Genomic DNA, 26,177 nt, shown 5'->3' with positions numbered 1-26,177 from the left:
CTTATTCCGCCAGCGCCTTGGCCAGCTTGCCGTGCAGGCCGCCGAAGCCGCCGTTGCTCATGATCACCACCTGGGTGCCGGGCTCCGCGCTGCCCTTGACCGCGGCGATGATGCCCTCCAGCGAGTCGCACACGGTGCTGGGCACCGTCGCGCCGGCCACGCTGGCGGCCAGATCCCAGCCGAGGTTGGCCGGCGCATACCAGATGGCGCGGTCGGCCTGGGCCACCGAGGCGGGCAGGCCGTCGCGGTGGGCGCCGAGCTTCATGGAGTTGGAGCGCGGCTCGATCACCGCGATGATCGGCGCCTTGCCGACGCGCTGGCGCAGGCCGTCGAGGGTGGTGGCGATGGCGGTCGGGTGATGGGCGAAGTCGTCGTAGATGGTCACGCCCCGGACTTCGGCGACCCTCTCCATGCGCCGCTTGACGCTCTTGAAGCTGGACAGCGCCGCGCAGCCCTGCGCCGCGGTGACGCCGACGTGGCGCGCCGCGGCGAGGGTGGCCAGGGCGTTGGCGACGTTGTGGCGGCCGGTCAACTCCCACTCCACCATGCCCTGCAGTTCGCCCTCGAAGCGCACCTCGAAGCGCGAGCCGTCCTCGGCCAGCAGGTGAGCCTGCCACTGACCGCCGGGGCCGGTGGTCTGCACCGGGGTCCAGCAGCCCATCTCCAGCACCCGGCCGAGCGCCTCCTCGGCGGCCGGGCGGATCAGCAGACCCTCGCCGGGCACGGTGCGCACCAGGTGGTGGAACTGCCGCTCGATGGCCGCGAGGTCCGGGAAGATGTCCGCGTGGTCGTATTCCAGGTTGTTGAGAATGGCGGTGCGCGGCCGGTAGTGGACGAACTTGCTGCGCTTGTCGAAGAACGCGCTGTCGTACTCGTCGGCCTCGACCACGAAGAACGGCGTGCCGCCCAGGCGCGCGGAGACGGCGAAGTTCTGCGGCACCCCACCGATCAGGAAGCCCGGGCTCATCCCGGCGTCCTCCAGCACCCAGGCCAGCATGCTGGTGGTGGTGGTCTTGCCGTGGGTTCCGGCCACCGCCAGCACCCAGCGCCCCTGCAGCACATGGTCGGCCAGCCACTGCGGACCGCTGACGTAGGGCAGGCCCTTGTTGAGCACGTACTCCACCGCCGGGTTGCCGCGCGACAGGGCGTTGCCGACCACCACCAGGTCCGGCGCGGGATCGAGATGCGCGGGTTCGAAGCCCTGCATCAGCTCGATGCCCTGGGCCTCGAGCTGGGTGCTCATCGGCGGATAGACGTTGGCGTCGGAGCCGGTGACGCGGTGGCCGAGTTCCTTGGCCAGGACCGCCAGCGAGCCCATGAAGGTGCCGCAGATGCCGAGAATGTGGATATGCATGGATGACCTCGAAGACGGGCAGGCAGGGCCCGGAAAACTGTCGCGCAGGTTAGCACAGCCCCCAATGGACCACAGGCGCACCCGGCAATTCCGGGATGCGGCGCAGGTTCGGCGGGCTTGCCATGCGCCGCCGTGGCCCGCACCCTTGATCGAGGACATCCGCGACGAGGATCCCTCGATGCCGGCTCACCCGCACCGCTGGCGCCGCGCCCTGGCCTGGGCGGCGCTGATCCTGCTGCTCGTCGTGCTGGCCATTGCCGGTTATGGCGCCTGGCGGTGGCAACACATACGGGACGCGGTGGGCATCGTCGGCCTCGACTGGCAGGGCGCCGAGCTGTCGCTGGCCGGCTTGCGCCTGAAGCAGCTCGCCCTCGAACAGCAGGCCGCCGACGGTCGCCGCCTGCAGCTCGCCGCTGACGCCGTGCAGCTCGACTGGTCGCTCGGCCTGCGCGCCCCGCGTCTGGACCGCCTCGCCGTGGGCGAGCTGCGCCTCGTGTGGCAGGCAGCGCTCGCGCCGAGCGGACAGGCCAGCCGCCTGCCCGACCTGGAGCAACTGGCCGCCCTGCTCGCCCGCTTGCCGAGCGAGCTGACGGTCGCGCGCATCGTCGCCGACCTGCCCTGCCCCGCGGCCCGTTGCCAACTGACCGGCAGTCTGCACCTGCAGCAAGCGGGCGCCGCGCTGCTGCCGGCCAGCGTGCATCTCGACCTGACCGAGGGCGCGCACCGTCTGCGCCTGGACGGCGAGCTGCGCGGCAGCCCGGACGCCGCCGAGCTGGAGCTGGCCCTGCGCCTCGACGATCGCGAACACCTCGCCGCCCGCGCCACATTGCTGCGCGCCGGCGCCGCCCGCGAACTGCACGGCCGCCTGCAGCTGCCCGCGCGGCCGCCGGTGCCCTGGCTGCACACCTGGCTGGCGCAGACGCTGGGCGCCGCCGCGGCGCCGCTGGCGCAACTGCCCGACGACCTCGAACTGACCGCCGAATGGCAACTGCGCCTGCCCGACGTCTGGCAGCCGGAGCAGGGCCTGCCGCGCCAGCTGACCATCGACCGACTGCACCTGCAGGGCCGCCTGCCGCAATGGCGGCGGGAAGCCCTGACGCTGCGCGCGGTGGACGCCGACCTGCCATTGACCGGCCAGTGGCAGGCTCCGCGCCTGCAGCTGACCGCCGCTGCCGGCGCGCAGCTGGCCGCGCGCCGTCTGGAACAGCCGGACCTCGGCCTGCGCCTGGACGACCTGCGCGCCAGCCTCGCCGGTCTGCAGTTCGACCGTGGCGAGGATGGCACCTGGCGGCTCGCCGGCCCGCTCGCCCTGAAGGCCGGCCGGGTCGAGCACGCGCAACTCAAACCCCAGCGCTGGAGCTGGCAGGGGACTCTGAGCGCCAAGGGGGACGAGCAGCGCCTCGCCGGACGCCTGGGCAACGCCGCCGGTTTGGCGCTACAGCTGGACGGCGGCGTCAAGGGCGGCGCGCTCGACCTGCAGACCAGCCTGCCGCCCCTCGCCCTGGCCGGCGGCAACCCGCTGGCCGCCACGCTCAGCGCCTGGCCGGCGCTGCTCGAACTGTCCGCCGGCAGCCTGGTCGCCGAGGCCAGCCTGCAGCTGCCCGCCGACGCGCGGCCACCCACGGCGACGCTGGCCGTCGAGCTGAACGGCGCCTCCGGCGTCTACGACCGCACCGAACTGCAGGCACTGGACGCCCATCTCGACGGCCGCCTGGAGGAGGGCCAGCTGTGGCTCGAACTGCCCGCCGTCCGCGCCCAGCGCGTCAACTCCGGCGTACCGCTGGGCCCGCTGGAGGCGCGCCTGCGCTACGTCACCACCCCGGACGCCCTGCAGGCCGGCACCCTGATCCTCTACAAGTTGAACGCCGGTCTGTTAGGCGGCCAGGCGCGCGCCCGCCCGGACGCCTTCGCCGTCGCACAGCGGCCCCTGACCCTGCACCTGGAGGCCACCGACCTGGAACTGGCCGAGCTGCTCGAGGTCTACCCCGCAGAGGGTTTGTCCGGCAGCGGCCGCCTCGACGGCGCCCTGCCGCTGCGCCTGGAGCGCGACGGCCTGCATATCGACCAGGGCCGTCTGGCCGCGCGGCCGCCCGGCGGCGTGCTGCAGGTGCGCTCGGAGCGCATCCGCGCCTATGGCCAACGCAACCCGGCGCTGCGCCTGGTGACCCTGGCGCTGGAGGATTTCCGCTACGATCGACTGGACAGCCAGGTCGACTATGCGCCGACGGGCGAGTTGCACGTCCTTCTCCACCTGTCCGGCAGCAACCCGGCGCTGGAGCGCGGCCGGCAGGTCAACCTCACCATCAACCTGGAAGAGAACGTCCCGGCCCTGCTGACCAGCCTGCAGCTCTCCGGACGCGTCAACGAAGCCATCCAGCGCCGCGTGCAGCAAAGCCTGCAACGACGCGACTGACAGGGGAGACACCATGCGCCTGCGCCTGCGTCACCGCACCGCTCTGCCGTCGGCCCTGCTCCTCGGTCTGCTGCTCGGCGCCTGCACCCCCACGGTGCAGCTGGCCGCGCCCAAGGAGCCGATCAACATCAATCTCAACGTGAAGATCGAGCACGAGATCTACATCAAGGTCGACAAGGCGCTGGACGGCATTCTCGACGAATCCAGCGGCCTCTTCTAAGGAGCCAGCCATGCCCTTCGCGTCCCGCATCGCCACCCTGCTGCTCGCCGGCGCCCTCAGCCTGCCGGCGCTGGCCCTCGACCTCTCCGGCGCCATGCAGGCGCTGCCCGCCGCCAAGGCCGCCGGCCAGCTGGGCGAGCAGACCGACGGCTATCTCGGTGTGGTCGCCGGAGGCGGCCAGGCCAGCGAGATCGCCCGGCTGATCAACCAGGCGCGGCGTGCCGAGTACCAGAAGCTCGCCGCCCAGAACAACATCCAGCTCGGCGACGTCGAGGCCATGGCCGGCAAGAAGGCCATCGACAAGACCCCGCCGGGGCAGTACGTGCGCGTCGACGGCCAGTGGCAACGCAAGTAGCCGCAGCGCCGCCAATGGGCCGCGGCCGGTGACGATGGCGTACAATCGATCACCCCGCCCGCCGCACAGGGACCACCCGCCGTGTTCTTCCGCTCCTGGCGACGCCGCCGCCTGCTCGCCCGCCACCCGCTCGATGCGCAGCTGTGGGCCGCGGTATGCGCCGAGCTGCCGGTCCTCGCCGGTCTCGATCCCACCGAGCGCCAGCGTCTCGGCGAGCTGAGCCTGCTGTTCCTCCACGACAAGCAGCTGACCTGCCTGCCCGGCGTGGCGCTGGACGACGCCGCGCGCCTGCGCCTGGCCGCCCAGGCCTGCCTGCCGCTGCTCAAGCTGCCCGACCTCGACTGGTACCAGGGCTTCCATCAGCTGCTGCTGTATCCCGACGACTTCCTCAGCCCGCAACGCCACCGCGACGAGGCCGGCGTCGAGCACGTCTGGGACGACGAGCGCAGCGGCGAGGCCTGGCAGCAGGGCCCGGTGATCCTCGCCTGGCCCGGGGTGGCGGCCAGCGGCGCGCTGGATGGCTACAACCTGGTGATCCACGAGCTGGCGCACAAGCTGGACATGCTCAACGGCGGCGCCAACGGCCAGCCGCCGCTGCACCCGGACATGCACCCGGACGCCTGGGCCGGCGCCATGCAGGAAGCCTTCGACGCCCTCAACGCCGCGCTGGACCGCGATCCCGACGCCGAGACCGCCATCGACCCCTACGCCGCCGAGAGCCCGGCGGAGTTCTTCGCGGTCACCAGCGAATACTTCTTCACCGCCCCCGACCTGCTCGAGGCCGCCTTCCCGGCGGTCTACGCCCAGCTGCGCGGCTTCTACCGGCAGGACCCGCTGGCCCGCCTCGCCCCGCTGACCGCGGCGCTGCAGGCCGGCTCGTCCTGAAGTACTGCGACAACGTGGCACATCCCGACGAATGCGCCTATAATGCGCGCCACTTTTTGGCCCCAACTACCCTGGAGTCACCCATGAGCTACAGCAAGATCCCGGCCGGCAAAGACCTGCCGAACGACATCTACGTCGCCATCGAGATCCCGGCCAACCACGCGCCGATCAAGTACGAGATCGATCACGACAGCGATGCGCTGTTCGTCGACCGCTTCATGGCCACTCCGATGTTCTACCCGGCCAACTACGGTTTCATCCCGCACACCCTGGCCGACGACGGCGACCCGCTCGACGTGCTGGTGGTGACCCCCTACCCGGTGGCCCCGGGTTCGGTCATCCGCGCCCGTCCGGTCGGCGTGCTGCACATGACCGACGAAGGCGGCGGCGATGCCAAGCTGGTGGCCGTACCGCACGACAAACTGACCGTCCTCTACAAGGACGTGCAGAACTACACCGACCTGCCGGCCCTGCTGATCGAACAGATCAAGCATTTCTTCGAGAACTACAAAGACCTCGAACCGGGCAAGTGGGTCAAGGTGGAAAGCTGGGGCGACGCCGAAGAAGCCCGCCAAGTGATCCTCAAGGCGGTAGCGGCTTACCAGAAGTAAGTCGAACCCGCTACGGTAAAGCCGGCCACAAGCCGGCTTTTTTATGCCCGCGAGTTTTAGCCGGATTCTCCTCTGCACGCCTTTCGGCTATGGTGGCAGGCCTCACCGCAGGACTCGTCCGCCATGCCTCTGCCCCCGTTGTCCGGACTGATCGCTTCGCTCGCCCTCCTGCTGCTGGCGCTCGCCAGCCTGTGGCTGCATCGCCGCCAGCGCGACAGCCGGCGCCTGAACGCGCTGGCCGCGGCGGCCGACGCCTTCGCCGCCGGCGACCGCCTGGCGCGTGGCGAAACCGGCAGCGGCGACGCCATCGGCCGCCTGGCCCATCGCCTCAACCACATGATCGGCCAGCTCGAGGACGAGCGCCGCGCCCTGCGCGACAGCGAGCAGCTGCTGCGCAGTCTGATCGACGCGGCCCCGGTCGGCATGCTGGTGCTCGACGGCGAGGGATGCATCGACTCGGCCAACCCCGCCGCCAGCGAGCTGTTCGCCCGCAGCGGCACCGCCCTCGACGGCCTGCGCATCGACCAGTTGCTGCTCGGCCAGGACGCCTGGGCGCGCCTGCTCGCCCAGCCCAACCGCAACCTCGAGTTCGCCGCCCGGCGCAGCAACGGCAGCTTTCCGCTGGAAGCCTCGTGCACGCCCTTCCCGCGCAGCGGCCAGACCATGCAGCTGCTGCTGGCCCGCGACATCAGCAGTCGCAAGCAGGCGGAGAACCGCCTGCACTACCTGGCCCACTTCGACCCGCTGACCGGCACCGCCAACCGCACCCACCTGCTCGCCCGCCTCGAACTCGGCCTGCAGTGCGGCGAGGCGCAGAGCCTGCTGTTCATCGATCTCGACCACTTCAAGCGGATCAACGACACCCTCGGCCACGAGGTCGGCGACCAGCTGCTGTGCGCGGTGGCCGAGCGCCTGCGCAAGCGCCTGCCGACCGGCGCCATGCTCGCCCGCCAGGGCGGCGACGAATTCGTCGTGCTGCTCGCCGGCGAGCTGACCGGCCAGGCCCAAGGCCTGGCGGAGCAGCTGCTGGAGGACTTCCGCCAGCCGTTCCACGTCCAGCAGTACGAGCTGTTCACCAGCCCGAGCATCGGCATCGCCCACCAGCGGCAGGGCGGTCGCAGCAACGCCTCGCAGCTGCTCAAGCAGGCCGACCTCGCCCTGTATCAGGCCAAGAGTCGCGGCCGCAACCGCCTGGCCCACTTCGACCAGCGCCTGGCCGAGGAGGCCGAGCAGCGTCACTGCCTGGAGGCCGAGCTGCGCAACGCCCTGGCCCGCGACGAGTTCGAGCTGTACTACCAGCCGCAGATCGACCTGGGCGGCCGCCGCTGCACCTTCGAGGCGCTGTTGCGCTGGCACTCGCCGCAGCGCGGGCTGGTCAATTCGGCGCAGTTCATGGCGGTGCTCGAGGAGACCGGGCTGATCATCGAGGCCACCCGCTGGATCTTCCGCCAAGCCTGCCGCCAACTGCGCCGCTGGCAGGACGAGGGCCACGACTGGGGTATCGCCATCAACCTGTCGCCGCTGGACTTCCGCCAGAGCGACCTGGCCGGCGCGCTGCTGGCGATCCTCGCCGAGGAGCAGCCGCCGGTGCAGCGCCTGGAGCTGGAGATCACCGAGACCACCCTGCTGGACGCCGACCAGCAGGTGCGCGATACCCTGCACGCGCTCAAGCAGGCCGGCCTGACCCTGTTCCTCGACGACTTCGGCACCGGCTACGCCTCGCTGGCCTACCTGCAGTTCTTCCCCTTCGACGGCGTGAAGATCGATCGCCAGTTCGTCGCCGGGCTGCCCGACTGCCGCGAGTCGGTGGCCCTGGTGCGCGGCATCCTGGTGATCGCCGAACAGCTGGGCATGCGGGTGGTCGCCGAAGGCGTGGAAAACCAGCGCCAGGCCGATTTCCTGCTGGACAACGGCTGCCACCACCAGCAGGGCTTCCTCTACGGCCGGCCGCAGCCGGCGATAGTCTGGACGCAGAGCAAGCTGCCCACCCGTCAGGACGCCTGAAGTCCGCCCGGGCGCTTGGCGGGCCGCGCCGAGCTGCTAAGCTGGCGCACCATTTTTGTGCAGAATTCGCCATGCCCCTGTCCGAGCTGTTCCTCCTGCTGTTCGCCGGCCTGGCCGCCGGCGCCATGAACGCGCTGGCCGGCGGCGGCACCTTCTTCTCCTTCCCCGCCCTGCTCGCCGCCGGCCTGCCGCCGGTCACCGCCAACGCCACCAACGCGGTGGCGCTGTGGCCGGCCAGCATCGCCGGCGCCTGGGCGGCACGCGGCACGCTGCGCCCGCTCGGCCGCTACCTGCTGCCGCTGCTCGCCGCCGGGCTGGCCGGTGGGCTGGGCGGCGGCCTGCTGCTGCTCGCCGGCGGCGACGAGACCTTCCGCGTGCTGATCCCCTGGCTGCTGCTGGCCGCCACCGCGCTGTTCGCCGCCAGCCCCTGGCTGAGCCGCTGGCTGGCCGCGCGGCGGGGTGCGACCGGCGAGGCGCCGCCGCACGCGCCGCTGTCGCTGGCCGCCCACGGTCTGGTGTCGGTGTACGGCGGCTACTTCGGCGCCGGCATGGGCATCCTGCAGCTGGCCGCCTTCGCCATCGAGGGCCATCCGCTGGCCCGCGCCAACGCGCTGAAGAACCTGGTCTCGGCGCTGATCTACAGCGTCGCCAGCCTGACCTTCATCGTCGCCGGGCGGGTCAGCTGGGGCGAGCTGGCCGTGCTGCTCGCCGGCGCCACCCTCGGCGGCTACGCCGGCGGCGCGCTCGGCCAGCGTCTGCCGGCAAGCGGGCTGCGCGCCCTGGTGCTGGCGGTGGGCGGCGGCATGACCCTGTACTATTTCTGGGCCACCTACGCACGCTGAGCACCGATTGCCCATCTGACCTGCAGGGGCGAATTCACTCGCCTGATCGCTCCGGCAAGGCGAATGAATTCGCCTCTACAACGGTCCGACGCCGCGCCCCCGCCGGCCCCGGCAATTTGCCCGCAGGCCCCGGCTCTGCTAGTGTCGCGCCCGTTTTCCGCCCTCCGAGATTGCCGTCATGGCCCGCAAGAAAACCGCCCCCGATTTCGAGCAGTCGCTGAGCGAGCTGCAGACCCTGGTCGAGCGCCTGGAAAGCGGCGAACTGTCCCTCGAGGACTCGCTGGCCGCCTTCGAGCAGGGCATCCGCCTGACCCGCGAGTGCCAGGGCGCGCTCAGCCAGGCCGAGCAGAAGGTGCAGATCCTCCTCGGCCAGAACGGCGAAACCGCGCCCTTCGCGGCGGAGGGCGAGCAGGAATGAATCTCGCGCAGTACCAGGCCGGCTGCCAGGCGCGCGTCGACGCCGCGCTCGCCGCCCTGCTGGTCGCCCCGCGCGGCGAACTCGAGCGCCTCTACCGCGCCATGGCCTACAGCGTGGTCAACGGCGGCAAGCGCGTGCGCCCGCTGCTCGCCTACGCCGCCTGCGAGACCCTCGGCGGCAGCGCCGAACGGGCCGACGGCGCAGCCTGCGCGGTGGAGCTGATCCACGCCTACTCGCTGGTCCACGACGACCTGCCGGCGATGGACGACGACGACCTGCGCCGCGGCCAGCCGACCACCCACATCGCCTTCGACGAGGCCTGCGCCATCCTCGCCGGCGACGGCCTGCAGGCGCTGGCCTTCGAGGTGCTCGCCGACCCCGCGCGCAACCCGCAGGACGCCGACACCCGCCTGGCGATGCTCACCAGCCTGGCGCGCGCCGCAGGTTCCGCCGGCATGGTCGGCGGCCAGGCCATCGACCTCGGCTCGGTCGGCCACAAGCTCGACCAGGCCGCGCTGGAGACCATGCACCGGCACAAGACCGGCGCGCTGATCGAGGCCAGCGTGCGCCTCGGCGCGCTGGCCAGCGGGCGCAGCGACGCCGCCAGCCTCGCCGCGCTGCAGGACTACGCGCGGGCCATCGGCCTGGCCTTCCAGGTCCAGGACGACATCCTCGACGTGGAAAGCGACACCGCCACCCTGGGCAAGACCCAGGGCAAGGACCAGGCCCACGACAAGCCGACCTACCCGGCGCTGCTCGGCCTGCCCGCTGCCAAGGCCTACGCCCTGGCGCTGCGCGACCAGGCGCTGGCCGCGCTGCAGCCGTTCGACACCCGCGCCGACGCCCTGCGCGAGCTGGCCCGCTACATCGTCGAGCGCCGTCACTGAACGAGCCGCTGCAGGGTGGAAGACGCGCGCAGCGATCTTCCACCTCCGGGTCTCGATGGCGGAAAAGACCTGCGGCCGTTTTCCACGGTGTGGCCATCCACCCTCCCCCGTTGCGCGCCGCACGCGCGTCACTCCGCTCTAGCGCGACCATCCGGGTGGACAGGGCGACGCCGTTAGCCACTCTACGGCGCTGCGCTCGTCGCCCCCGCGTCCGACACCCGGCCGGCTCCCGACCTTCGCTTGCTTGGGCACCCCGGCCGCTTCGGGTAAACTCCCGCATCTTTTGCCGATTGCCGTAGTCCGTCCGATGCCCAAGACGCTGCACGAGTTTCCCCGCCAACGGCCCGACACGCCGCTGCTCGACCGTATCGACAGCCCCGCCGCGCTGCGCACCCTCGGCGAGGCCGAGCTGGACACCCTGGCCGACGAGCTGCGCCAGTACCTGCTCTACACGGTGGGACGCACCGGCGGGCACTTCGGCGCAGGCCTCGGCGTGGTCGAGCTGACCATCGCCCTGCACCACGTCTACCACACCCCCGAGGACCGCCTGGTGTGGGACGTCGGCCACCAGGCCTACCCGCACAAGATCCTCACCGGGCGCCGCGAGCGGATGGCCAGCCTGCGCCAGAAGGGCGGCCTGGCCGCCTTCCCGCGCCGCGCCGAGAGCGAGTACGACACCTTCGGCGTCGGCCATTCCAGCACCTCGATCAGCGCGGCGCTGGGCATGGCGCTGGCCAACCGCCTGCAGGGCAACGAGCGGCGCACCGTGGCGGTGATCGGCGACGGCGCGCTGACCGCCGGCATGGCCTTCGAGGCGCTCAACCACGCCTCGGAAACCAGCGCCGACATGCTGGTCGTGCTCAACGACAACGACATGTCGATCTCCAAGAACGTCGGCGGCCTGTCCAACTACCTGGCCAAGATCCTCTCCAGCCGCACCTACGCCAGCATGCGCGAGGGCAGCAAGAAGATCCTCTCGCGCATCCCCGGCGCCTGGGAGATCGCCCGGCGCACCGAGGAGCACGCCAAGGGCATGCTGGTACCCGGCACCCTGTTCGAGGAGCTGGGCTGGAACTACATCGGCCCGATCGACGGTCACGACCTGCCGACCCTGATCGCCACCCTGCGCAAGATGCGCGATCTCAAGGGCCCGCAGTTCCTCCACGTGGTGACCAAGAAGGGCAAGGGCTTCGCCCCCGCCGAGGCCGACCCGATCGGTTATCACGCGATCAGCAAGCTGGAAGTGGGCAGCGAACAGGCGCCGAAGAAGTCCGGCGGGCCGAAGTATTCGGCGGTGTTCGGCCAGTGGCTGTGCGACATGGCCGCCGCCGACGAACGGCTGATCGGCATCACCCCGGCGATGAAGGAAGGCTCCGACCTGGTGGCTTTCGCCGACCGCTTCCCGGCCCGCTACTTCGACGTCGCCATCGCCGAGCAGCACGCGGTGACCCTGGCCGCGGGCCTGGCCTGCGAGGGCGCCAAGCCGGTGGTGGCGATCTACTCGACCTTCCTGCAGCGCGCCTACGACCAGTTGATCCACGACGTCGCCGTGCAGGACCTCGACGTCCTGCTGGCCATCGACCGCGCCGGCCTGGTCGGCGAGGACGGTCCGACCCACGCCGGCAGCTTCGACCTCTCCTACCTGCGCTGCATCCCCGGCATGGTCGTCATGACCCCCAGCGACGAGAACGAGCTGCGCCTGCTGCTCTCCACCGGCTACCACCACCGCGGTCCGGCGGCGGTGCGCTACCCACGCGGCTCGGGGCCCAACGCGCCGATCGATCCGACGCTGGACGGCGTGGCGATCGGCAAGGGCGTGGTCCGCCGCCAGGGCCGGAAGGTCGCGCTGCTGGTGTTCGGCGTGCAGCTGACCGAGGCCCTGCAGGTGGCCGAGCACCTCGACGCGACGGTAGTCGACATGCGCTTCGTCAAGCCGCTCGACGAGGCGCTGGTGCGCAGCATGGCGGAGAGCCACGAGCTGCTGGTCACCATCGAGGAAAACGCGGTGATGGGCGGTGCCGGCTCGGCGGTGGCCGAGTTCCTCGCCCGCGAGGCCATCCTCCGGCCGCTGCTGCAGCTGGGCCTGCCCGACTGCTACGTCGAGCACGCCAAGCCGGCGGAGATGCTCGCCGAGTGCGGCCTGGACGCCGCCGGCCTGGAAGCCGCGGTGCGCGCGCGCCTGGCGCTGCTTGAAGAAAACTCAAGACCAGCGGTCTGAAAGCGGCTTGAGTTAAACGACGCCGCGCACTAAGGTGCGCGGCGTTTTGCTTTTCGTCAGGGTGCGCCGGCCACAACGGCCGGCTTAAACGGGAAGCCGGTGCGTCCTCGGACAAGGCCGGCGCTGCCCCCGCAACGGTAATCGACCGCAGCCGCGAGCTGCACATGGCCTCGACAGACCACTGGACGTGCGCGTCCGGGAAGGTGAGCGCCCATGCGTCGACAGCCCGGAGACCGGCCCCGACGGAGTCGACAGGTGTTGCGGAGGGCCGCACCGTCAGTCGCGCGCCCGCGCCGCGGGCCCGTCGCTGTCTCCCGCCCTCCTCGAAAGTCTGCCCATCACTTTTGAGGATTTCCCGATGAAGCTTTCCCGACTGGCCCTGGCCGTCAGCGTCCTCCCCGCCAGCCTGCTGGCCGCCGAGTCGCCCGGCAGCCTCGAAGAGCAACTGAAACTGCCGGCCCTAGTGATCACCTCCGGCCGTCAGGCTGAACTCAGAGCTCAGGCCACCAATCTGACCACAGTCTTCACCCGCAACGACATCGAGCGCCTGCAGCCCTCCAACGTCGGCGAACTACTGAGTCGCGTGCCCGGCGTGCAGATCACTCAGAACGGCGGCCGCGGCAGCCTAACCGGCCTGAACATCCGTGGCACCAAGAGCGCGCAGAGCATCGTGCTGGTGGACGGGCAGCGCATCGTCGACGCCGCCGGCGGCGCCGCTCAACTGCAGGCGCTCAGTATCGAGCAGATCGAACGCATCGAGGTCCTGCGCGGGCCGCGCTCGGCGCTATACGGTGCCGACGCCATCGGCGGGGTGGTGCAGATCTTCACCCGCCGCACGGAGGGCCCCGGGCTGCAACCGCGCCTGCACATAGGCTACGGCAGCCGCGGCACTTGGGAGCGCAGCCTAGGCCTGTCCGGCGGCGACGGAGCCACCCGCTTCAGCCTCAACGCCAGCGCCGACGCCACCAACGGCATCGACCGCACTAGCGTCGGCAGTCGTCCGAACAGCGACCATGACGCCTACCGCAACAACGGCGTCAGCCTGAACCTCAGCCATCGCTTCAGCGAGCGCCTCGAAGGCGGCTTCAGCGTGCTAGACCAGCGCGGCGAGAGCGAATACGACCTGAGCTTCGACGGCGCCTATCCCTATAACGACTTCCAGCTGACCAGCTATGCCGGCTTCCTGGCCGCCCAGCTCAACGAGACCTGGAGCAGCCGCGTTGAACTCGGCCACAGTGAGAACCGCAGCGTCGAGCGTTTCGACGACGTCGCCACCGCCAGTCCGTTCAACACCTACCGCGACTCGGTCGCCTGGCTCAACACCCTGACGCTGGGCGGCGGGCACAGCCTGCTCGCTGGTCTCGATTGGTACGAGGAAACCCTGCACACCACCAGCACGTACAGCGAGGACCAGCGCTGGAACCAGGCCGCCCTGCTCCAGCATCGCTTCGCCGGCGAACGCTTCTCCACCGAGCTGGGCCTGCGCCACGACAAGAACGAGCAGTTCGGCAGCCAGAACACCTTCAACGGCGCCCTGACCGTGCCTCTGGATGCCGACAACGACCTGGTGCTGTCCTACGCCGAAGGCTTCCGCGCGCCCACCTTCACCGACCTCTACTATCCAGACTCCTGCTTCCCGGGGTTCGGCTGCTTCACCTTCGCCAACCCGAACCTGAAGCCGGAGCAGTCCAAGACTTACGAGCTGCAGTGGCGCAGCCAGCTGGCGGAGAAGACTCGCCTGGAAGCAGCGCTATATCGCACCGATCTGGAGGACGCCATTGTCTTCAGCGACATTCCGCGCAACGTCCAGAAGGCACGCATCAACGGCTTCGAGGCCTCACTGCAGCAGGAGTTGTTTGGCTGGCAGAGCGCGTTGGGCCTCAGCCTGATCGACCCGCGCGACCGCGACAGCGGGCATATCCTCAACCGGCGCGCCAAACGCACCTTGAGCCTGGATGTGGATCGCCGGTTCGGCGCCGCGTCCGTCGGCGCCAGCTGGCAGGCCATCAGCCATAGCTACGACGACGTGGCCAACGAGCGGAAAATCGCCGGTTACGGCCTGCTCAACATACGCAGCAGTTGGCAGGCGACCCCCGAGATAGAAGTGGGGCTGAAACTGGATAACGTGCTGGACAAGGAATACTCGAACGCACTGTACGATCACGACTTTGACGGCCAGTACAACGCCTTCCGCGAAACGGGCCGCACCGCGCTCGCTTCGGTGACCTGGACACCCAGCCTGTAACGCTCCGTAGGACGCGGTTCTGCGCCTGCGGGGCCGCGTCGCTTCCGGACGGCGAGTTCAGCGCGCCCGCTCGAGCAGCGCGCAGAGCCTTTCGGTGGCGGCGAGCATCTGGAAGCTCGGCCGCTCCAGCCCGGCGTCGGGCACCACCCACACCTGCCCGCGCTGCACCGCGGCGAGCTGCGGCCAGGCCTGCCAGGCGGCGAGCTGCTCCGGCGCGCCGACCAGGATCACCGCCGGGTCGCGGGCCAGCACCGACTCGACGCCGACCTGCGGCGCCGGCAGCTCGAGGTCGGCGAAGACATTGCGCGCGCCGCACAGGCGCAACGCGTCGCTGACGATCTGCCGACCTCCGAGGGTGTACAGCGGCCGATCCCACACCTGGTAGAACACCGTAAGCGGCGCACGGCCGGCGTAGCGCCCGGCCAGCGCGGCGAGCCGTGCGCGCAGCTGCGCGGCAAGAAGCGCGCCCTGCTCGGCGTGGCCGACCGCCGCGCCGATGCTTTCGAGCTGGCCGGCCAGCTCGGCGAAGCTGTGCGGCTGCGCCTCGATCAGCGGGATGCCGAGGGTCCTGAGCTGGGCGTGCATGGCCGGGCCGACGCTGTCCGGCCAGAGCAGGATCAGGTCCGGCTGCAGGCTGAGCAGCACTTCCAGGTTGAGCTGGCCGTAGCGGCCGAGCGAAGGCAGATGGGCCAGCGCCGGCGGGCGCGGGCCGCCGTCGAGCACGCCGACCAGACGCTCGCCGGCGTCCAGTTCGAGCATCAGTTCGCTGAGCGAGGGCGCCAGCGCCACCACCCGCTGGGCGCCCGGCGCGGCCTGCGCCAGGCCGGCGGCCAGCAGCAGGACGGCGGCCAGCAGGCGGCGCATCAGCCGAGCTGGCGCGGCAGGCGGTAGAGGACGGCGATGGTCGCGCTGGCCAGCACCAGCAGCAGCACCGCCACGCCGTGCAGGTCGGCGAGGCGGCCGAGGGCGGCGATCCAGGCCGGCCCCAGGGCGCCGATCAGGCCGTTGCGCTGGGCACGGGCCAAGGCGGCCCAGGCGCCGGCTTCATCCGGGGTGCCGAGGGCGCGCGCGCAGGCGATCAGCGCCAGCTTGAAGCGGCGGAACAGCGGCAGGCCGACGAACATCGACAGCAGCGCGGCGATGAACAGCGGCATGGCCAGGCTGTCCGGCAGCGGTGGCCGCGCCGGGCCGAAGGCGCCGAGCAGCAGCAGCGGCAGCATGGCCACGGCCAGCAGCCCCCACCAGCGGCGGGCGAAGGTCAGCCGCTGCAGGCGCACGGCACTCATTCGTCCTCGGCCTGGTGCAGATTGCCGAGCAGGTGGCCGAGCTTGCCGGCCTTGGTCGCCAGGTAGTGCTTGTTGTGCGGATTGAGCCCGCTGTGCAGCGGCACGCGCTCGGCCAGGCGGATGCCGTAGGTTTCCAGCGCCTTGAGCTTGCGCGGGTTGTTGGTCATCAGCTTGACCTCGCGGATGCCCAGGTGGTCGAGCATCGGCCGGCACATCGCGTAGTCGCGCTGGTCGGCGGAGAAGCCCAGCCGCTCGTTGGCCTCCACGGTGTCGGCGCCGCCGTCCTGCAGCTCGTAGGCGCGGATCTTGTTGAGCAGGCCGATGCCGCGGCCTTCCTGGCGCAGGTACAGCAGCACGCCGCGGCCCTCGCCGGAGATGGCGCGCAGCGCCGCCTCGAGCTGGGCACCGCAGTCGCAGCGCAGGCTGAACAGGGCGTCGCCGGTCAGGCACTCGGAATGCAGGCGGCCGAGCACCGGCTCGCCGTTGGCCACGTCCCCCATGGTCAGGGCCACGTGCTCCTTGCCGGTGGCCTCATCGAGAAAACCATGCATGGTGAACACGCCAAACGGGGTTGGCAGCTTCGAGGCGGCGACAAAGACGACGGACACCGGAGCACTCCTGAAAGTCGTAAGGCGCCGATTGTAGCAGCAAGCATGGCCGAGACGGCCACTCGGGAATCGCATGGCAGACATACGCGCGGGGTAACCAGGTAGGTTGGGTTAGCCGCACAGCGGGGTAACCCGACAGGGATGCCGCAGGCATCCCCGTCACGCCGATCGCCGCTCATCGAAAGAGGTGCGGGCCCCGACCGACACCTATCCCGCGCCGACGCCCAGCCGCCCCAGCGCCTCGGCCAACAGCGGCGCCACGCTGACCGCGTTGCTCGGATGGGCGATGCAGTCGCTGCTCCACACCTCGCGCACGCCGGCCTCGCCGAGCAGCTGCAGGGCGTCGTCGGCGAACAGCGCGTGGGTCACCGCCACGTCCACCGAGGCGGCGCCGGCCGCACCGAGCAGGCGCGCGGCGCGTGCCAGGGTGTGCCCGGTGCTGGCCACGTCGTCGAGCAGCACCACCGCGCGGCCGCGCACCGCCAGCGCCGGCAGGGCGATCTCCACGTCGCGATCGCCGTGGCGCACCTTGCTGCACACCCCGTAGTCGAAGCCGTGCGTCGCGGCGGCCGCCTCGATCCACTGCCGCGACTCGGCGTCCGGGCCGACCAGCAGCGGATTCTCCACCCGCGCGGCGATCAGCCCGGCGAGCAGCGGCGCGCCGGACAGGCTGAGCGCGTCGCCGTGGGGGATCGCCTCGTCAAGCGTAGCGATGCGGTGCAGGTGCGGATCGACGGTGATCACCGCATCGAACAACCCGGCGAGAAACTGGCCGACCACCTTCTGGCTGACCACCTCGCCCGGCTGGAAGGCGATGTCCTGGCGCATGTAGGCCAGGTAGGGCGCCACCAGCAGCAGGCGGCGCGCACCGAGGCGGCGCGCCTCGCCGGCGACCAGCAGCAGCTCGACCAGCTTCTCGTTGGGCCGGTCGAGACTGCGGTACAGCACCAGGGTGTCGGCCGGCGCCTCGCCGGCGGCCAGCGGCAGGCGCAGGCGCAGCTCGTCGTCGGGGAAGCGGTGGCGCTCGACGGCCGCCGCCGGCAGGCCGCAGGCGGCGGCCAGGCGCAGGGCGGGAGCCTGTTCGTCGGTGAAATACAGCAGCTGGCTGGTCATCAGAACTCCACGAACAGGTGCGGCAGCTGGTCGGGCGCACCGATGGCGAAGCCCGCGCTGCGCTGGCAGGCCTGGCGAGCGAACTCCAGGTCGGCGGGATAGGCGGCGTATACCCGGTACAGCGGCGCGCCGGCCGCGACCGGCTCGCCGAGCTTGCACAGCAGGTCGACGCCGGCGCCCTGCACCTTGGGCGCGCCGGCCAGGCGGGCGATACGCGCCAGCTGCAGATTGTCGATGCCGACCACCATGCCACCGCACTCGGCGTTCACTTCGAAGGACAGCGGCGCCAGGGCCGGGGCAGTGGGGTCGAATCCACGGTCGCCCTGGGCGGCGATGATCGCCTGCATCTTGGCCAGCGCGCGACCGGAATCGAGGATATTGCGGGCGATGGCATAGCCGTCGCCGCCGCGCACGTCGGGATCGAACTCGAGCATGCGCCCGGCCAGGCGCAGCGCCTTCTGGCGCAGGTCGTCGGGCGCGCGCGGGTCGTTCTCCAGCACGCGCATCACGTCGCGCGCCTCCAGCACCGGACCGATACCGCTGCCCACCGGCTGGCGGCCGTCGGTGATCACCACGTCGAGGGTCATGCCCAGGCGTGCGGCGACGAACTCGAACAGCCTGCGCAGGCGCTGCGCCTCGGGCAGCGAGCGCACCTTGGCGGTCGGTCCGACCGGGATGTCCAGCACCAGGTGGGTGGAACCGGCGGCGATCTTCTTGGAGAGGATCGAGGCGACCATCTGCCCCGGCGAGTCGATCGACAGCGGCCGCTCCACGGAGATCAGCACGTCGTCGGCCGGCGACAGCTCGCTGGTGCCGCCCCAGGCCAGGCAGCCGCGATGTTCGCGGACGATGCCCTCGAGGCTGGCGAAGGACAGCTCGACGTTGGCCAGCACCTCCATGGTGTCGGCGGTGCCGGCCGGCGAGGTGATCGCCCGCGACGAGGTCTTCGGGCACAGCATGCCGTGCGCCGCGACGATCGGCACCACCAGCATCGAGGTGCGGTTGCCGGGCACGCCGCCGATGCAGTGCTTGTCGACCACCGGCTGCTCGTGCCAGTCGAGGCTGCGGCCGACCCGGATCATCGCGTCGCTGAGGAAGTACACCTCCTCGCGGTCCAGCTCGCCCTGGTTGCAGGCGACCACGAAGGCGGTCAGTTCGATCTTCGAATAGCGATGCGCGGCGATGTCGCGGACGATGGCGCGGAAGTCCTCGCGATCCAGGCGCTCGCCGGCGATCTTGCGGTGCAGGGCGGGAATCGACGACGGCGGCTCGGCCTGGCAGATGCTGGCCGGGTGCCCCTCCTCCACGCCGAGCTGAAGAAAGGCGTCCTCGGACAGGCCGAGCTGCTGGCAGCCGACCAGCGCGGCATCGTCGACCACGTTGAGGCTGGCGAGGATGCGCCGGCCGTTGGCGCGCACCTCGACCTTGGACAGCGCCTGGAAGCCCTCGGCGCGGTACACGGCGCAATCGCGATGCAGGTAGGCGACGTTCTCGCGGTAGGTGTCGATGGCGACCCGGTGCAGCTGCAGGGTCGCGTCGGCGCAGGCGCAGCCGATGAGCGGTGGCGGCGGAGTGTTGTCCATGGCGCGGGTCCAGGCGGGGCAGTCACCCGACTATGCCGCCGCCCCGGCGCCGCCGGCAAGCCTGCCGGCGGCCACCGCGCTCAGTGCTTGGCCTGCAGGCGCAGCACGCCCTGCTCCTCGCGCCAGCCGACGCGGTTGAGGTAGCTCATGCCGAGCAGCACCTCGGTGGGCGAGCCGCCGGCGACGATCGCCGCCTCGACGCCGAGCACCTCGATGCCGCCGACCTTGACGCGGTCGAGGCTCATGCGCCAGGCCGGCACCACGCCGCCGGCGGTGTTGACCTGCATCGGCTGGCCGCGGGTCTTGTAGTCGAGACCGAGGCGCCTGGCCTGGGCCTCGTTCATCGCCACCGAGGAAGCACCGGTGTCGACCAGGAACTGCACGTTCTGGCCGTTGATCGAACCGGCCGTCGAGTAGTGGCCATCGTTGCCGCGGGCAATGCTCATCTGGGTCCGCTGCGGCGCGGCGTAGCCGCCGGTGTTGTACTCGCGGGACAGATCGTAGGCCTTTTCCACGCCGTCGACGCTGAGCACCGCGCCGCGGGCGTCGGCGCGCACCACGGTGACCCCGCCCGGCCCTTTCTGGCCGACCTTGAGCAGCTGGCGCTGGCCGTCGATGGTGACCACCGCCGCGCCGGGGAACAGGCCGACCACCTGGACCTGCGGCGCCGCGGACAGCGGGCCGGCCAGCAGCAGGCCGGCGCCCAGGGCGAGCAATGAACGCATGACAAACTCCTTTTCGTCGCCTCCGCGCCGGCGGGCGGGGAGTGGTTGGGGATTCAGCCCAGCAGCCGGACCAGTCCCTGCAGCAGCAGGAAGGCGCCGAGGCCGGCGAGCAGATCGTCGAGCATGATACCGAGGCCGCCGTGCACATGGCGGTCGGCCCAGCGGATCGGCCAGGGCTTGGCGATGTCGAGCAGGCGGAACAGCAGGAAGCCGGCGAGCAGCCAGGGCCAACCCGGCGGCGCCAGCCAGCAGGTGATCCAGATGCCGACGATCTCGTCCCAGACGATGCCGCCGTGGTCGTGCACGCCCAGATCGCGGGATACCTTGCCACACAGCCAGCAACCGAACAGCGATGCGAGCAGCAGGATCAGCGCGTAGCCCCAGATCGGCAGCAGTTGTAGCAGCGGCACGAAGGCGAGGCCCACCAGGGTGCCCCAGGTGCCCGGCGCCGGACGCAGGGCGCCGGAGCCGAACCCGAAGGCGACGAACTGCCAGGGATCGCGCCAGATCGACTCCGGCGCCACGTCCGGTCGCTCAAGCTTGCCCATCGGCGCCTCCGAAATGCTGGTAGCCGCCGGCGGCCGGGGTGATGTCGCAGCCGTCGGCGTCGAGCACGCGCACGCCGCTGCCCGCCTCGACGCGGCCGATCAGGTGGAACGGCAGGCCGCCGCTGGCCTCTAGCGCCGGCTGCGCGGCCGCCGGCAGGGTGAAGGCCAGCACGTAGTCGTCGCCGCCGGAGAGAGCCAGGTGCAGTGCCCGTTCGCCGGCGGCTTCGCGCAGCGCCGCGGTCAGCGGCACGCGCGCGGCGTCGATGACCAGCGCCACTCCGGACTCCTCGGCGATATGCCCGCAGTCGGCGAGCAGGCCGTCGGAGACGTCCAGCGCCGCGCTGGCCAGGCCGCGCAGCGCCTGGCCAAGGGCCAGCTGCGGCGCCGGCGTCCAGTAGCGCGCCAGCAGCTGCCGGTCCGCCGCGCCGTGCGCCGCGCGCTCGCCGAGCACCAGCGGCAGCGCCGCGGCGGCCTCGCCGGTCGGCCCGCCGATGCACAGCAGATCGCCAGGCCGCGCGCCCGAGCGCAGCAGGGCCCGTCCGGCGGGCAGCCGGCCGAACACGGTGACATTGATATTGAGCGGGCCGCGCGTGGTGTCGCCGCCGATCAGGACGAGATCGCAGGCGCGCGCCATGACGTCGAGACCACGGGCGAAACCGTCCAGCCAGGCGGGATCGGCGGCGGGCAGGGTCAGCGCCAGGGTGAAGCCGAGCGGCGCCGCGCCCATCGCGGCAAGATCGCTGGCGGCGGCGGCCAGCACGCGCTGGGCGAGCAGGAAGGGGTCGTGCTGGAGGGGAAAGTGCACCCCGGCGACCTGGCTGTCGGTGGACACCGCCAGTTGCTCGCCGGGAGGCAGTTGCAGCAGCGCGCAATCGTCGCCGATGCCGCGCGCCACGCCGGAGGTCGGCGCAGCGCAGGCGGCCGCGGCGAAGTACTGACGGATCAGCGCGAATTCGCCGAGGCCGGCCATGGCGCGGAGATCAGCCGCGCTTGCCGCGTACTTCGGCGCCGCGCAGGCGCGGGGCCAGCTTGTCGAGCACGCCGTTGACGAACTTGTGACCGTCGGTGGCGCCGTAGACCTTGGCCAGCTCGATGCCTTCGTTGATCACCACGCGGTAGGGCACGTCGACGCGGTTGCGCAGCTCGTAGGTGGACAGGCGCAGGATCGCCAGCTCGACCGGATCGACTTCCTCCAGCGGGCGATCGAGGCAGGGCAGGAACGCCTCGTCCAGATCGGCCTTCAGGCGCGGCACGCCATGCAGGATCTCGTGGAAGTAGGCACCGTCGACGTCGCTGAAGTCGTTGTCGGTACGGAACTGCGCTTCGATCTCGTTGAGCGACTGGCCGGCCATCTGCCAGGAATACAGCGCCTGCACGGCCAGGCTGCGCGCCTTCTGGCGCATGGCGATCTTGTTCGGCTTGGCGGGCTTGGCTGCCGGCTTGTCGTGCTCGCTCACTTGGCCTCCAGCTGCGCCAGCAGGCTGACCATTTCCAGGGCGGACAGCGCGGCCTCGGCGCCCTTGTTGCCGGCCTTGGTGCCGGAGCGCTCGATGGCCTGCTCGATGGAGTCGACGGTCAGCACGCCGAAGGCGACCGGCACGCCGAACTGCAGGGACACCTGGGCCAGGCCCTTGGTGCACTCGCCGGCGACGTATTCGAAGTGCGGAGTGCCGCCGCGGATCACCGCGCCGAGGGCGATGATGGCGTCGAATTCGCCGCGCTGGGCGACCTTCTGGGCGACCAGGGGAATCTCGAAGGCACCCGGGGCGCGGATGATGGTCAGCTCGCTCTCGCTGACGCCGTGGCGCACCAGGGCGTCGATGGCGCCCTGCACCAGGCTCTCGACGACGAAGCTGTTGAAACGGCCGACCACCAGGGCGTAACGGCCTTTGGGGGCGATGAAGGTACCTTCGATGGTCTTCAGGGTCATGGGACGGATTCCAGATAAAGAGCCGGGGCGCTCGCGCGCCCCGAGGGGATGATGTTCGCGGACAGCGTTATTCGCAGGTCACGTATTCTACAACTTCCAGGTCGAAGCCGGATATCGCGTTGAATTTCACCGGCGAACTGAGCAGGCGCATCTTGCGCACGCCCAGGTCGCGGAGGATCTGCGAGCCGGCGCCGACGGTGCTGTAGGTGGTCGGTTCGGCCGGCTTGGTGTCGCCGAGCTGCTCCTCGACCAGCGCCAGCAGCTCGTTGCCGCTGATCGCGTGATTGAGCAGCAGGACCACGCCGCTGCCCTGCTCCTCGACCTTCTGCATGGCGGCACGCAGGCTCCAGCGCCCCGGACGCTGGATGCCGAGCAGGTCGCGCAGCGGGTCCATGTTGTGCACGCGCACCAGGGTCGGCGTCTCGGCGTGGATCTCGCCCTTGACCAGCGCCAGGTGCACCTGCCCCTCGACCTCGTCGCGGTAGGTGTACAGCTTGAACTGGCCCAGCTCGCTGTCCAGCGTCCGCTCGGAAACGCGCTCGACGGTGCGCTCGTGGACCAGGCGGTAGTGGATCAGGTCGGCGATGGTTCCGATCTTGATGCCGTGCTCGGCGGCGAACTGCTCGAGCTCGGGACGACGGGCCATGCTGCCGTCGTCGTTCATGATCTCGCAGATCACCCCGCTCGGCTGGAAGCCGGCCATGCGCGCCAGGTCGCAGGCCGCCTCGGTATGGCCGGCACGCGCCAGCACGCCGCCCGGCTGGGCCATCAGCGGGAAGATGTGGCCGGGGCTGACGATGTCGCTGGCCTGCGCCTCGCGGGCCGCGGCGGCCTGCACGGTGCGCGCCCGGTCGGCGGCGGAGATGCCGGTGGTGACGCCCTCGGCGGCCTCGATGGAGACGGTGAACTTGGTGCCGAAGCCCGAGCCGTTGCGCTGCACCATGAGCGGCAGACCGAGGCGCTCGCAGCGCTCGCGGTCCATCGGCATGCAGATCAGGCCGCGGGCGTGCTTGGCCATGAAGTTGATGTCCTCGGCGCGCACGCATTCGGCGGCCATGATCAGGTCGCCCTCGTTCTCGCGATCCTCGTCATCCATGAGGATGACCATCTTGCCCTGACGGATGTCTTCGAGCAGTTCGGCGATAGTGTCGAGTGCCACGGGCACCCTCCTTGTTCAATTCGTGATGGAAAGGCGGCTCAGCCCTTGAGGAAGCCGTGTTCGGCGAGGAACGCCTCGCTGATGCCGCTGGCGGTCGGCTCGGCAGCCTTGTCGCCGAGCAGCAGGCGCTCCAGGTAGCGCGCCAGCAGGTCGACCTCGAGGTTGACCCGGCGGCCGCTGCGGTAGTCGGCCATGATGGTTTCCTGCAGGGTGTGCGGCACGATGGTCAGCTCGAACTCGGCGCCGTCCACCGCGTTGACCGTCAGGCTCACGCCGTCGACGGTGATCGAACCCTTGAGGGCGATGTATTTCGCCAGCTCGCGCGGGGCGCGCACGCGGAACTGGATGGCGCGGGCGTTATCGGCGCGCGAGACGATCTCGCCGACGCCGTCGACGTGACCGCTGACCAGGTGGCCGCCGAGGCGGGTGGTCGGCGTCAGCGCCTTCTCCAGGTTGACCCGGCTGCCGACCTTGAGGTCGCTGAACGCGCTGCGGGCGATGGTCTCGCGGCTGACGTCGGCCCAGAAGCCGTCGCCCGGCAGCTCGACGACGGTCAGGCAGGTGCCGTTGACGGCGATGCTGTCGCCGAGCTTGACGTCGCCGAGATCGAGCTTGCCGGTGGCGACGTAGACGCGCACGTCGCCGCCCTTGGGGGTCATGGCGCGGATGCTGCCGATGGCTTCGATGATTCCGGTGAACATCAGGCCTCCCGCACCGCGCTGGGGGTATTCGCTTGCATGGTCGAACTCCTGTTTTGGACAAAACAGGGCGCTGGATCGAAGGGGATCTGGCGGGCGCGGCCGGGCCGCCCCAAGGCAGGAATCCCGCTCTCTCTCATCCGGACTGTCACCGTCGGCTCCGGAATCGCACCGGATCTGCTGACCCTGCCGCCCCTTCTTGAGGGTGGGCAGGCGCTCGCGGGCTCGGCCCAGACAGCGCCATCACCGCCGGTGGGGAATTGCACCCCGCCCTGAGAACGTCGCGGCCGTGAGCGGCCGCGTCAGGCTTTGTATCACATTTTCGCCGCTGCGGAGCACGTCTGGATGGGGGATGGCGCCGCCCACCCCAGCGTCCGCCGCCGTGGCGAACGATCAGGTCGGTATCGCGATGATCTGCCAGTCGCGACCGACCGCGCGGATGTCGCGGATGCTCAGCTGCGGGGCCTCGGCCATGCGCTCCAGCGGCCAGTCGAGCAGCGGTCGGGCGCTGGAGCCGAGCAGCTGCGGGGCCATGAAGATGCGGTATTCGTCGACCAGCCCCTCGCGGGCGAAGGCACCGGCCAGGCGCGGGCCGGCCTCGACCAGCACCTCGTTGGCGCCGGCCGCGGCCAGCTCGGCGAGCAGCCGGCGCAGGTCGACGTGGCCGTCGCCGCGCGGCAGACGCAGCAGTTCGTGGCCGGCCGCGGCGTATTCGTCGCGGCGACCGTCGTCGTCGCAGCAGGCCACCCAGGCCGGGCCGGCCTGGAAGAAGGCGGCCGACAGCGGCACGCGCAGCTGGCCGTCGATCAGCACGCGCAGCGGCGGCCGCGCGGCGGCCAGCGCCGCCTGCTCGGCGTCCACCGCCAGCTCGTCGGCACGCACGGTGAGGCGGGCGTTGTCGCACAGCACGGTGTCGGCGCCGCTGAGCACCACGCTGGAGCGCGCACGCAGGCGCTGCACCGCGGCGCGCGCCGGCGCCCCGGTGATCCACTGGCTCTCGCCGCTGGCCATGGCGGTGCGGCCGTCCAGGCTCATCGCCAGCTTGACCCGCACCAGCGGCAAGCCCTGTTCCATGCGCTTGATGAAGCCGGCGTTGAGCGCCCTGGCCTCGGCCTCCAGCACGCCGCAACTCACCTGGATGCCGGCGGCGCGCAGCAGGGCCAGACCGCGGCCGCCGACCAGCGGATTGGGGTCCTGCATGGCCGCCACCACGCGCGCCACGCCGGCGCGCACCAGCGCCTCGGCGCACGGCGGGGTGCGGCCGTGGTGGCTGCACGGCTCGAGGGTGACGTAGGCGGTGGCGCCGCGCGCCCGTTCGCCGGCCTGCTGCAGGGCGTGCACCTCGGCGTGCGGCTCGCCGGCGCGTACATGCCAGCCCTCGCCGACGATCTCGTCGCCGGCCACCAGCACGCAGCCGACGCGCGGGTTGGGATGGGTGGAGAACAGGCCGCGACGCGCCAACTGCAGCGCGCGCGCCATGTAGGCCTGGTCGCCGGCCTGCGGTACATCGGACATGGAATCAACCCTTGCTGGGTTCGCGGGACAGGCGCTCGATCTCCTCGCGGAACTGGTCGAGGTCCTGGAAATGGCGGTACACGGAGGCGAAACGGATGTAGGCCACCTCGTCGAGACGGCGCAGTTCGTCCATCACCAGCTCGCCGACCACCCGCGACTTCACCTCGCGCTCGCCGGTGGCGCGCAGCTTGTGCTTGATATGGGCGATCGCCTCCTCGAGGCGCTCGACGCTCACCGGACGTTTCTCCAGCGCGCGCTGCATGCCGGCGCGCAGCTTGTCCTCGTCGAACGGCTGGCGGGTGCCGTGGGACTTGATCAGCCGCGGCATCACCAGCTCGGCGGTCTCGAAGGTGGTGAAGCGCTCCTGGCAGGCCAGGCACTCGCGACGCCGGCGCACCTGCTGGCCCTCCGCGACCAGTCGCGAGTCGATGACCTTGGTGTCGTTGGCGCCGCAGAAGGGACAGTGCATGATGGCTCGGCCGGAGGGATGGATGTGCCGGCCATGGTACCCGATGGCGCCCCCAAGACAAGCCGCCGCCGGCGGGTTATAAGGACGCCCG

The 26,177-nt window shown here is 71.0% G+C and carries 26 protein-coding genes and 2 riboswitches; of the genes, 11 read left to right on the top strand and 15 right to left on the bottom strand.

From position 1 onward, the window contains the following. Nucleotide 1: 1 nt before the first annotated feature. Nucleotides 2-1,354: a UDP-N-acetylmuramate:L-alanyl-gamma-D-glutamyl-meso-diaminopimelate ligase gene (mpl, locus tag LMJ29_RS20565; RefSeq protein ID WP_229607394.1), complete on the bottom strand. Its 1,353-nt coding sequence runs from the start codon at nucleotides 1,352-1,354 to the stop codon at nucleotides 2-4. A gap of 178 nt (nucleotides 1,355-1,532) precedes the next feature. On the opposite strand from mpl, the gene LMJ29_RS20560 reads away from it, so the two are divergent. From LMJ29_RS20560 to LMJ29_RS20510, 11 genes are all read left to right on the top strand, one after another. Next, nucleotides 1,533-3,767 carry a YdbH domain-containing protein gene (locus tag LMJ29_RS20560; RefSeq protein ID WP_229607393.1) on the top strand — a complete coding sequence of 745 codons (2,235 nt, stop codon included), beginning with the start codon at nucleotides 1,533-1,535 and terminating at the stop codon, nucleotides 3,765-3,767. 13 nt (nucleotides 3,768-3,780) lie between these two features. Further along, nucleotides 3,781-3,987 (top strand): YnbE family lipoprotein, encoded by a 207-nt coding sequence (locus tag LMJ29_RS20555; RefSeq protein WP_229607392.1) that lies wholly within the window; start codon nucleotides 3,781-3,783, stop codon nucleotides 3,985-3,987. 10 nt (nucleotides 3,988-3,997) lie between these two features. After that, nucleotides 3,998-4,342: a YdbL family protein gene (locus LMJ29_RS20550; RefSeq protein ID WP_229607391.1), complete on the top strand. Its 345-nt coding sequence runs from the start codon at nucleotides 3,998-4,000 to the stop codon at nucleotides 4,340-4,342. Between the two features lie 81 nt (nucleotides 4,343-4,423). Next, nucleotides 4,424-5,227 (top strand): M90 family metallopeptidase, encoded by an 804-nt coding sequence (locus LMJ29_RS20545; protein ID WP_229607390.1) that lies wholly within the window; start codon nucleotides 4,424-4,426, stop codon nucleotides 5,225-5,227. Nucleotides 5,228-5,310: 83 nt separating this feature from the next. Then, nucleotides 5,311-5,838 carry an inorganic diphosphatase gene (gene ppa, locus LMJ29_RS20540; protein WP_229607389.1) on the top strand — a complete coding sequence of 176 codons (528 nt, stop codon included), beginning with the start codon at nucleotides 5,311-5,313 and terminating at the stop codon, nucleotides 5,836-5,838. A gap of 123 nt (nucleotides 5,839-5,961) precedes the next feature. Beyond that, nucleotides 5,962-7,842 carry a putative bifunctional diguanylate cyclase/phosphodiesterase gene (locus tag LMJ29_RS20535; protein ID WP_229607388.1) on the top strand — a complete coding sequence of 627 codons (1,881 nt, stop codon included), beginning with the start codon at nucleotides 5,962-5,964 and terminating at the stop codon, nucleotides 7,840-7,842. 71 nt (nucleotides 7,843-7,913) lie between these two features. Further along, nucleotides 7,914-8,684, top strand: a complete 771-nt coding sequence (locus tag LMJ29_RS20530) for a sulfite exporter TauE/SafE family protein (protein WP_229607387.1) — start codon at nucleotides 7,914-7,916, stop codon at nucleotides 8,682-8,684. 178 nt (nucleotides 8,685-8,862) lie between these two features. Next, nucleotides 8,863-9,102 (top strand): exodeoxyribonuclease VII small subunit, encoded by a 240-nt coding sequence (locus LMJ29_RS20525; RefSeq protein ID WP_229607386.1) that lies wholly within the window; start codon nucleotides 8,863-8,865, stop codon nucleotides 9,100-9,102. Further along, on the top strand, nucleotides 9,099-9,989 hold the full coding sequence (gene ispA, locus LMJ29_RS20520; protein WP_229607385.1) for a (2E,6E)-farnesyl diphosphate synthase: 891 nt from the start codon (nucleotides 9,099-9,101) through the stop codon (nucleotides 9,987-9,989). Before LMJ29_RS20525 ends, ispA begins: the two co-directional genes overlap by 4 nt. 307 nt (nucleotides 9,990-10,296) lie before the next feature. After that, nucleotides 10,297-12,207, top strand: a complete 1,911-nt coding sequence (gene dxs, locus LMJ29_RS20515; RefSeq protein WP_229607384.1) for a 1-deoxy-D-xylulose-5-phosphate synthase — start codon at nucleotides 10,297-10,299, stop codon at nucleotides 12,205-12,207. Nucleotides 12,208-12,249: 42 nt separating this feature from the next. After that, nucleotides 12,250-12,463, top strand: a riboswitch (cobalamin riboswitch). 102 nt (nucleotides 12,464-12,565) lie between these two features. Beyond that, nucleotides 12,566-14,452, top strand: a complete 1,887-nt coding sequence (locus tag LMJ29_RS20510) for a TonB-dependent receptor domain-containing protein (protein ID WP_229607383.1) — start codon at nucleotides 12,566-12,568, stop codon at nucleotides 14,450-14,452. Between the two features lie 57 nt (nucleotides 14,453-14,509). Here the strand turns inward: LMJ29_RS20510 and LMJ29_RS20505 are convergent, their stop codons facing one another. From LMJ29_RS20505 to nrdR, 14 genes are all read right to left on the bottom strand, one after another. Then, the gene (locus tag LMJ29_RS20505) at nucleotides 14,510-15,316 is read right to left on the bottom strand and encodes a cobalamin-binding protein (RefSeq protein WP_229607382.1); all 807 of its coding nucleotides are present in this window, start codon (nucleotides 15,314-15,316) and stop codon (nucleotides 14,510-14,512) included. Then, the gene (locus LMJ29_RS20500) at nucleotides 15,316-15,738 is read right to left on the bottom strand and encodes an MFS transporter (RefSeq protein ID WP_229607381.1); all 423 of its coding nucleotides are present in this window, start codon (nucleotides 15,736-15,738) and stop codon (nucleotides 15,316-15,318) included. The genes LMJ29_RS20505 and LMJ29_RS20500 overlap by 1 nt, the downstream gene beginning before the upstream one ends. Beyond that, a complete protein-coding gene (gene ribA / locus LMJ29_RS20495; RefSeq protein ID WP_229607380.1) occupies nucleotides 15,735-16,346 on the bottom strand; it encodes a GTP cyclohydrolase II in 612 nt (203 codons plus the stop codon). Before ribA ends, LMJ29_RS20500 begins: the two co-directional genes overlap by 4 nt. A 207-nt stretch (nucleotides 16,347-16,553) precedes the next feature. After that, nucleotides 16,554-17,459 carry a ribose-phosphate diphosphokinase gene (locus tag LMJ29_RS20490; RefSeq protein ID WP_229607379.1) on the bottom strand — a complete coding sequence of 302 codons (906 nt, stop codon included), beginning with the start codon at nucleotides 17,457-17,459 and terminating at the stop codon, nucleotides 16,554-16,556. Next, entirely contained in the window at nucleotides 17,459-19,042 is a 1,584-nt protein-coding gene (locus tag LMJ29_RS20485) for a thymidine phosphorylase family protein (protein ID WP_229607378.1), read from the bottom strand. Before LMJ29_RS20485 ends, LMJ29_RS20490 begins: the two co-directional genes overlap by 1 nt. Nucleotides 19,043-19,122: 80 nt before the next feature. After that, nucleotides 19,123-19,767, bottom strand: a complete 645-nt coding sequence (locus LMJ29_RS20480; protein WP_229607377.1) for a retropepsin-like aspartic protease family protein — start codon at nucleotides 19,765-19,767, stop codon at nucleotides 19,123-19,125. Between the two features lie 53 nt (nucleotides 19,768-19,820). Beyond that, nucleotides 19,821-20,315, bottom strand: coding sequence for a phosphatidylglycerophosphatase A family protein (locus LMJ29_RS20475; RefSeq protein WP_229607376.1), 495 nt, complete (start codon nucleotides 20,313-20,315; stop codon nucleotides 19,821-19,823). Then, the gene (thiL, locus tag LMJ29_RS20470; RefSeq protein WP_229607375.1) at nucleotides 20,302-21,285 is read right to left on the bottom strand and encodes a thiamine-phosphate kinase; all 984 of its coding nucleotides are present in this window, start codon (nucleotides 21,283-21,285) and stop codon (nucleotides 20,302-20,304) included. Before thiL ends, LMJ29_RS20475 begins: the two co-directional genes overlap by 14 nt. A 10-nt stretch (nucleotides 21,286-21,295) precedes the next feature. Beyond that, nucleotides 21,296-21,718: a transcription antitermination factor NusB gene (gene nusB, locus LMJ29_RS20465; RefSeq protein WP_229607456.1), complete on the bottom strand. Its 423-nt coding sequence runs from the start codon at nucleotides 21,716-21,718 to the stop codon at nucleotides 21,296-21,298. A 50-nt stretch (nucleotides 21,719-21,768) separates the two neighbouring features. After that, a complete protein-coding gene (gene ribH, locus LMJ29_RS20460) occupies nucleotides 21,769-22,245 on the bottom strand; it encodes a 6,7-dimethyl-8-ribityllumazine synthase (RefSeq protein WP_090306466.1) in 477 nt (158 codons plus the stop codon). Between the two features lie 67 nt (nucleotides 22,246-22,312). Next, nucleotides 22,313-23,404: a bifunctional 3,4-dihydroxy-2-butanone-4-phosphate synthase/GTP cyclohydrolase II gene (gene ribBA / locus LMJ29_RS20455; RefSeq protein ID WP_229607374.1), complete on the bottom strand. Its 1,092-nt coding sequence runs from the start codon at nucleotides 23,402-23,404 to the stop codon at nucleotides 22,313-22,315. Nucleotides 23,405-23,442: 38 nt separating this feature from the next. Continuing rightward, nucleotides 23,443-24,105 carry a riboflavin synthase gene (locus tag LMJ29_RS20450; protein ID WP_229607373.1) on the bottom strand — a complete coding sequence of 221 codons (663 nt, stop codon included), beginning with the start codon at nucleotides 24,103-24,105 and terminating at the stop codon, nucleotides 23,443-23,445. A gap of 121 nt (nucleotides 24,106-24,226) precedes the next feature. Next, a riboswitch (FMN riboswitch) is annotated at nucleotides 24,227-24,386 on the bottom strand. 109 nt (nucleotides 24,387-24,495) lie between these two features. Beyond that, nucleotides 24,496-25,617, bottom strand: a complete 1,122-nt coding sequence (gene ribD, locus LMJ29_RS20445) for a bifunctional diaminohydroxyphosphoribosylaminopyrimidine deaminase/5-amino-6-(5-phosphoribosylamino)uracil reductase RibD (RefSeq protein WP_229607372.1) — start codon at nucleotides 25,615-25,617, stop codon at nucleotides 24,496-24,498. Between the two features lie 4 nt (nucleotides 25,618-25,621). Next, nucleotides 25,622-26,086, bottom strand: a complete 465-nt coding sequence (gene nrdR, locus LMJ29_RS20440) for a transcriptional regulator NrdR (protein WP_229607371.1) — start codon at nucleotides 26,084-26,086, stop codon at nucleotides 25,622-25,624. Nucleotides 26,087-26,177 lie beyond the last annotated feature (91 nt).

It is taken from the genome of Pseudomonas oryzagri (assembly GCF_020831405.1).
GTDB lineage: Bacteria > Pseudomonadota > Gammaproteobacteria > Pseudomonadales > Pseudomonadaceae > Geopseudomonas > Geopseudomonas oryzagri.
Note: the sequence above shows the minus strand (reverse complement) of the source record. Positions and strands in the feature narration are given on the sequence as shown.

Bases quoted from the DNA above. Each gene is read 5' to 3' on its own strand.
- mpl (WP_229607394.1), bottom strand. From the start codon at position 1,354: ATGCATATCCACATTCTCGGCATCTGCGGCACCTTCATGGGCTCGCTG.
- LMJ29_RS20560 (WP_229607393.1), top strand. From the start codon at position 1,533: ATGCCGGCTCACCCGCACCGCTGGCGCCGCGCCCTGGCCTGGGCGGCG.
- LMJ29_RS20555 (WP_229607392.1), top strand. From the start codon at position 3,781: ATGCGCCTGCGCCTGCGTCACCGCACCGCTCTGCCGTCGGCCCTGCTC.
- LMJ29_RS20550 (WP_229607391.1), top strand. From the start codon at position 3,998: ATGCCCTTCGCGTCCCGCATCGCCACCCTGCTGCTCGCCGGCGCCCTC.
- ppa (WP_229607389.1), top strand. From the start codon at position 5,311: ATGAGCTACAGCAAGATCCCGGCCGGCAAAGACCTGCCGAACGACATC.
- LMJ29_RS20535 (WP_229607388.1), top strand. From the start codon at position 5,962: ATGCCTCTGCCCCCGTTGTCCGGACTGATCGCTTCGCTCGCCCTCCTG.
- LMJ29_RS20530 (WP_229607387.1), top strand. From the start codon at position 7,914: ATGCCCCTGTCCGAGCTGTTCCTCCTGCTGTTCGCCGGCCTGGCCGCC.
- LMJ29_RS20525 (WP_229607386.1), top strand. From the start codon at position 8,863: ATGGCCCGCAAGAAAACCGCCCCCGATTTCGAGCAGTCGCTGAGCGAG.
- ispA (WP_229607385.1), top strand. From the start codon at position 9,099: ATGAATCTCGCGCAGTACCAGGCCGGCTGCCAGGCGCGCGTCGACGCC.
- dxs (WP_229607384.1), top strand. From the start codon at position 10,297: ATGCCCAAGACGCTGCACGAGTTTCCCCGCCAACGGCCCGACACGCCG.
- LMJ29_RS20510 (WP_229607383.1), top strand. From the start codon at position 12,566: ATGAAGCTTTCCCGACTGGCCCTGGCCGTCAGCGTCCTCCCCGCCAGC.
- LMJ29_RS20505 (WP_229607382.1), bottom strand. From the start codon at position 15,316: ATGCGCCGCCTGCTGGCCGCCGTCCTGCTGCTGGCCGCCGGCCTGGCG.
- LMJ29_RS20500 (WP_229607381.1), bottom strand. From the start codon at position 15,738: ATGAGTGCCGTGCGCCTGCAGCGGCTGACCTTCGCCCGCCGCTGGTGG.
- LMJ29_RS20490 (WP_229607379.1), bottom strand. From the start codon at position 17,459: ATGACCAGCCAGCTGCTGTATTTCACCGACGAACAGGCTCCCGCCCTG.
- LMJ29_RS20485 (WP_229607378.1), bottom strand. From the start codon at position 19,042: ATGGACAACACTCCGCCGCCACCGCTCATCGGCTGCGCCTGCGCCGAC.
- LMJ29_RS20480 (WP_229607377.1), bottom strand. From the start codon at position 19,767: ATGCGTTCATTGCTCGCCCTGGGCGCCGGCCTGCTGCTGGCCGGCCCG.
- LMJ29_RS20475 (WP_229607376.1), bottom strand. From the start codon at position 20,315: ATGGGCAAGCTTGAGCGACCGGACGTGGCGCCGGAGTCGATCTGGCGC.
- thiL (WP_229607375.1), bottom strand. From the start codon at position 21,285: ATGGCCGGCCTCGGCGAATTCGCGCTGATCCGTCAGTACTTCGCCGCG.
- nusB (WP_229607456.1), bottom strand. From the start codon at position 21,718: ATGCGCCAGAAGGCGCGCAGCCTGGCCGTGCAGGCGCTGTATTCCTGG.
- ribH (WP_090306466.1), bottom strand. From the start codon at position 22,245: ATGACCCTGAAGACCATCGAAGGTACCTTCATCGCCCCCAAAGGCCGT.
- LMJ29_RS20450 (WP_229607373.1), bottom strand. From the start codon at position 24,105: ATGTTCACCGGAATCATCGAAGCCATCGGCAGCATCCGCGCCATGACC.
- ribD (WP_229607372.1), bottom strand. From the start codon at position 25,617: ATGTCCGATGTACCGCAGGCCGGCGACCAGGCCTACATGGCGCGCGCG.
- nrdR (WP_229607371.1), bottom strand. From the start codon at position 26,086: ATGCACTGTCCCTTCTGCGGCGCCAACGACACCAAGGTCATCGACTCG.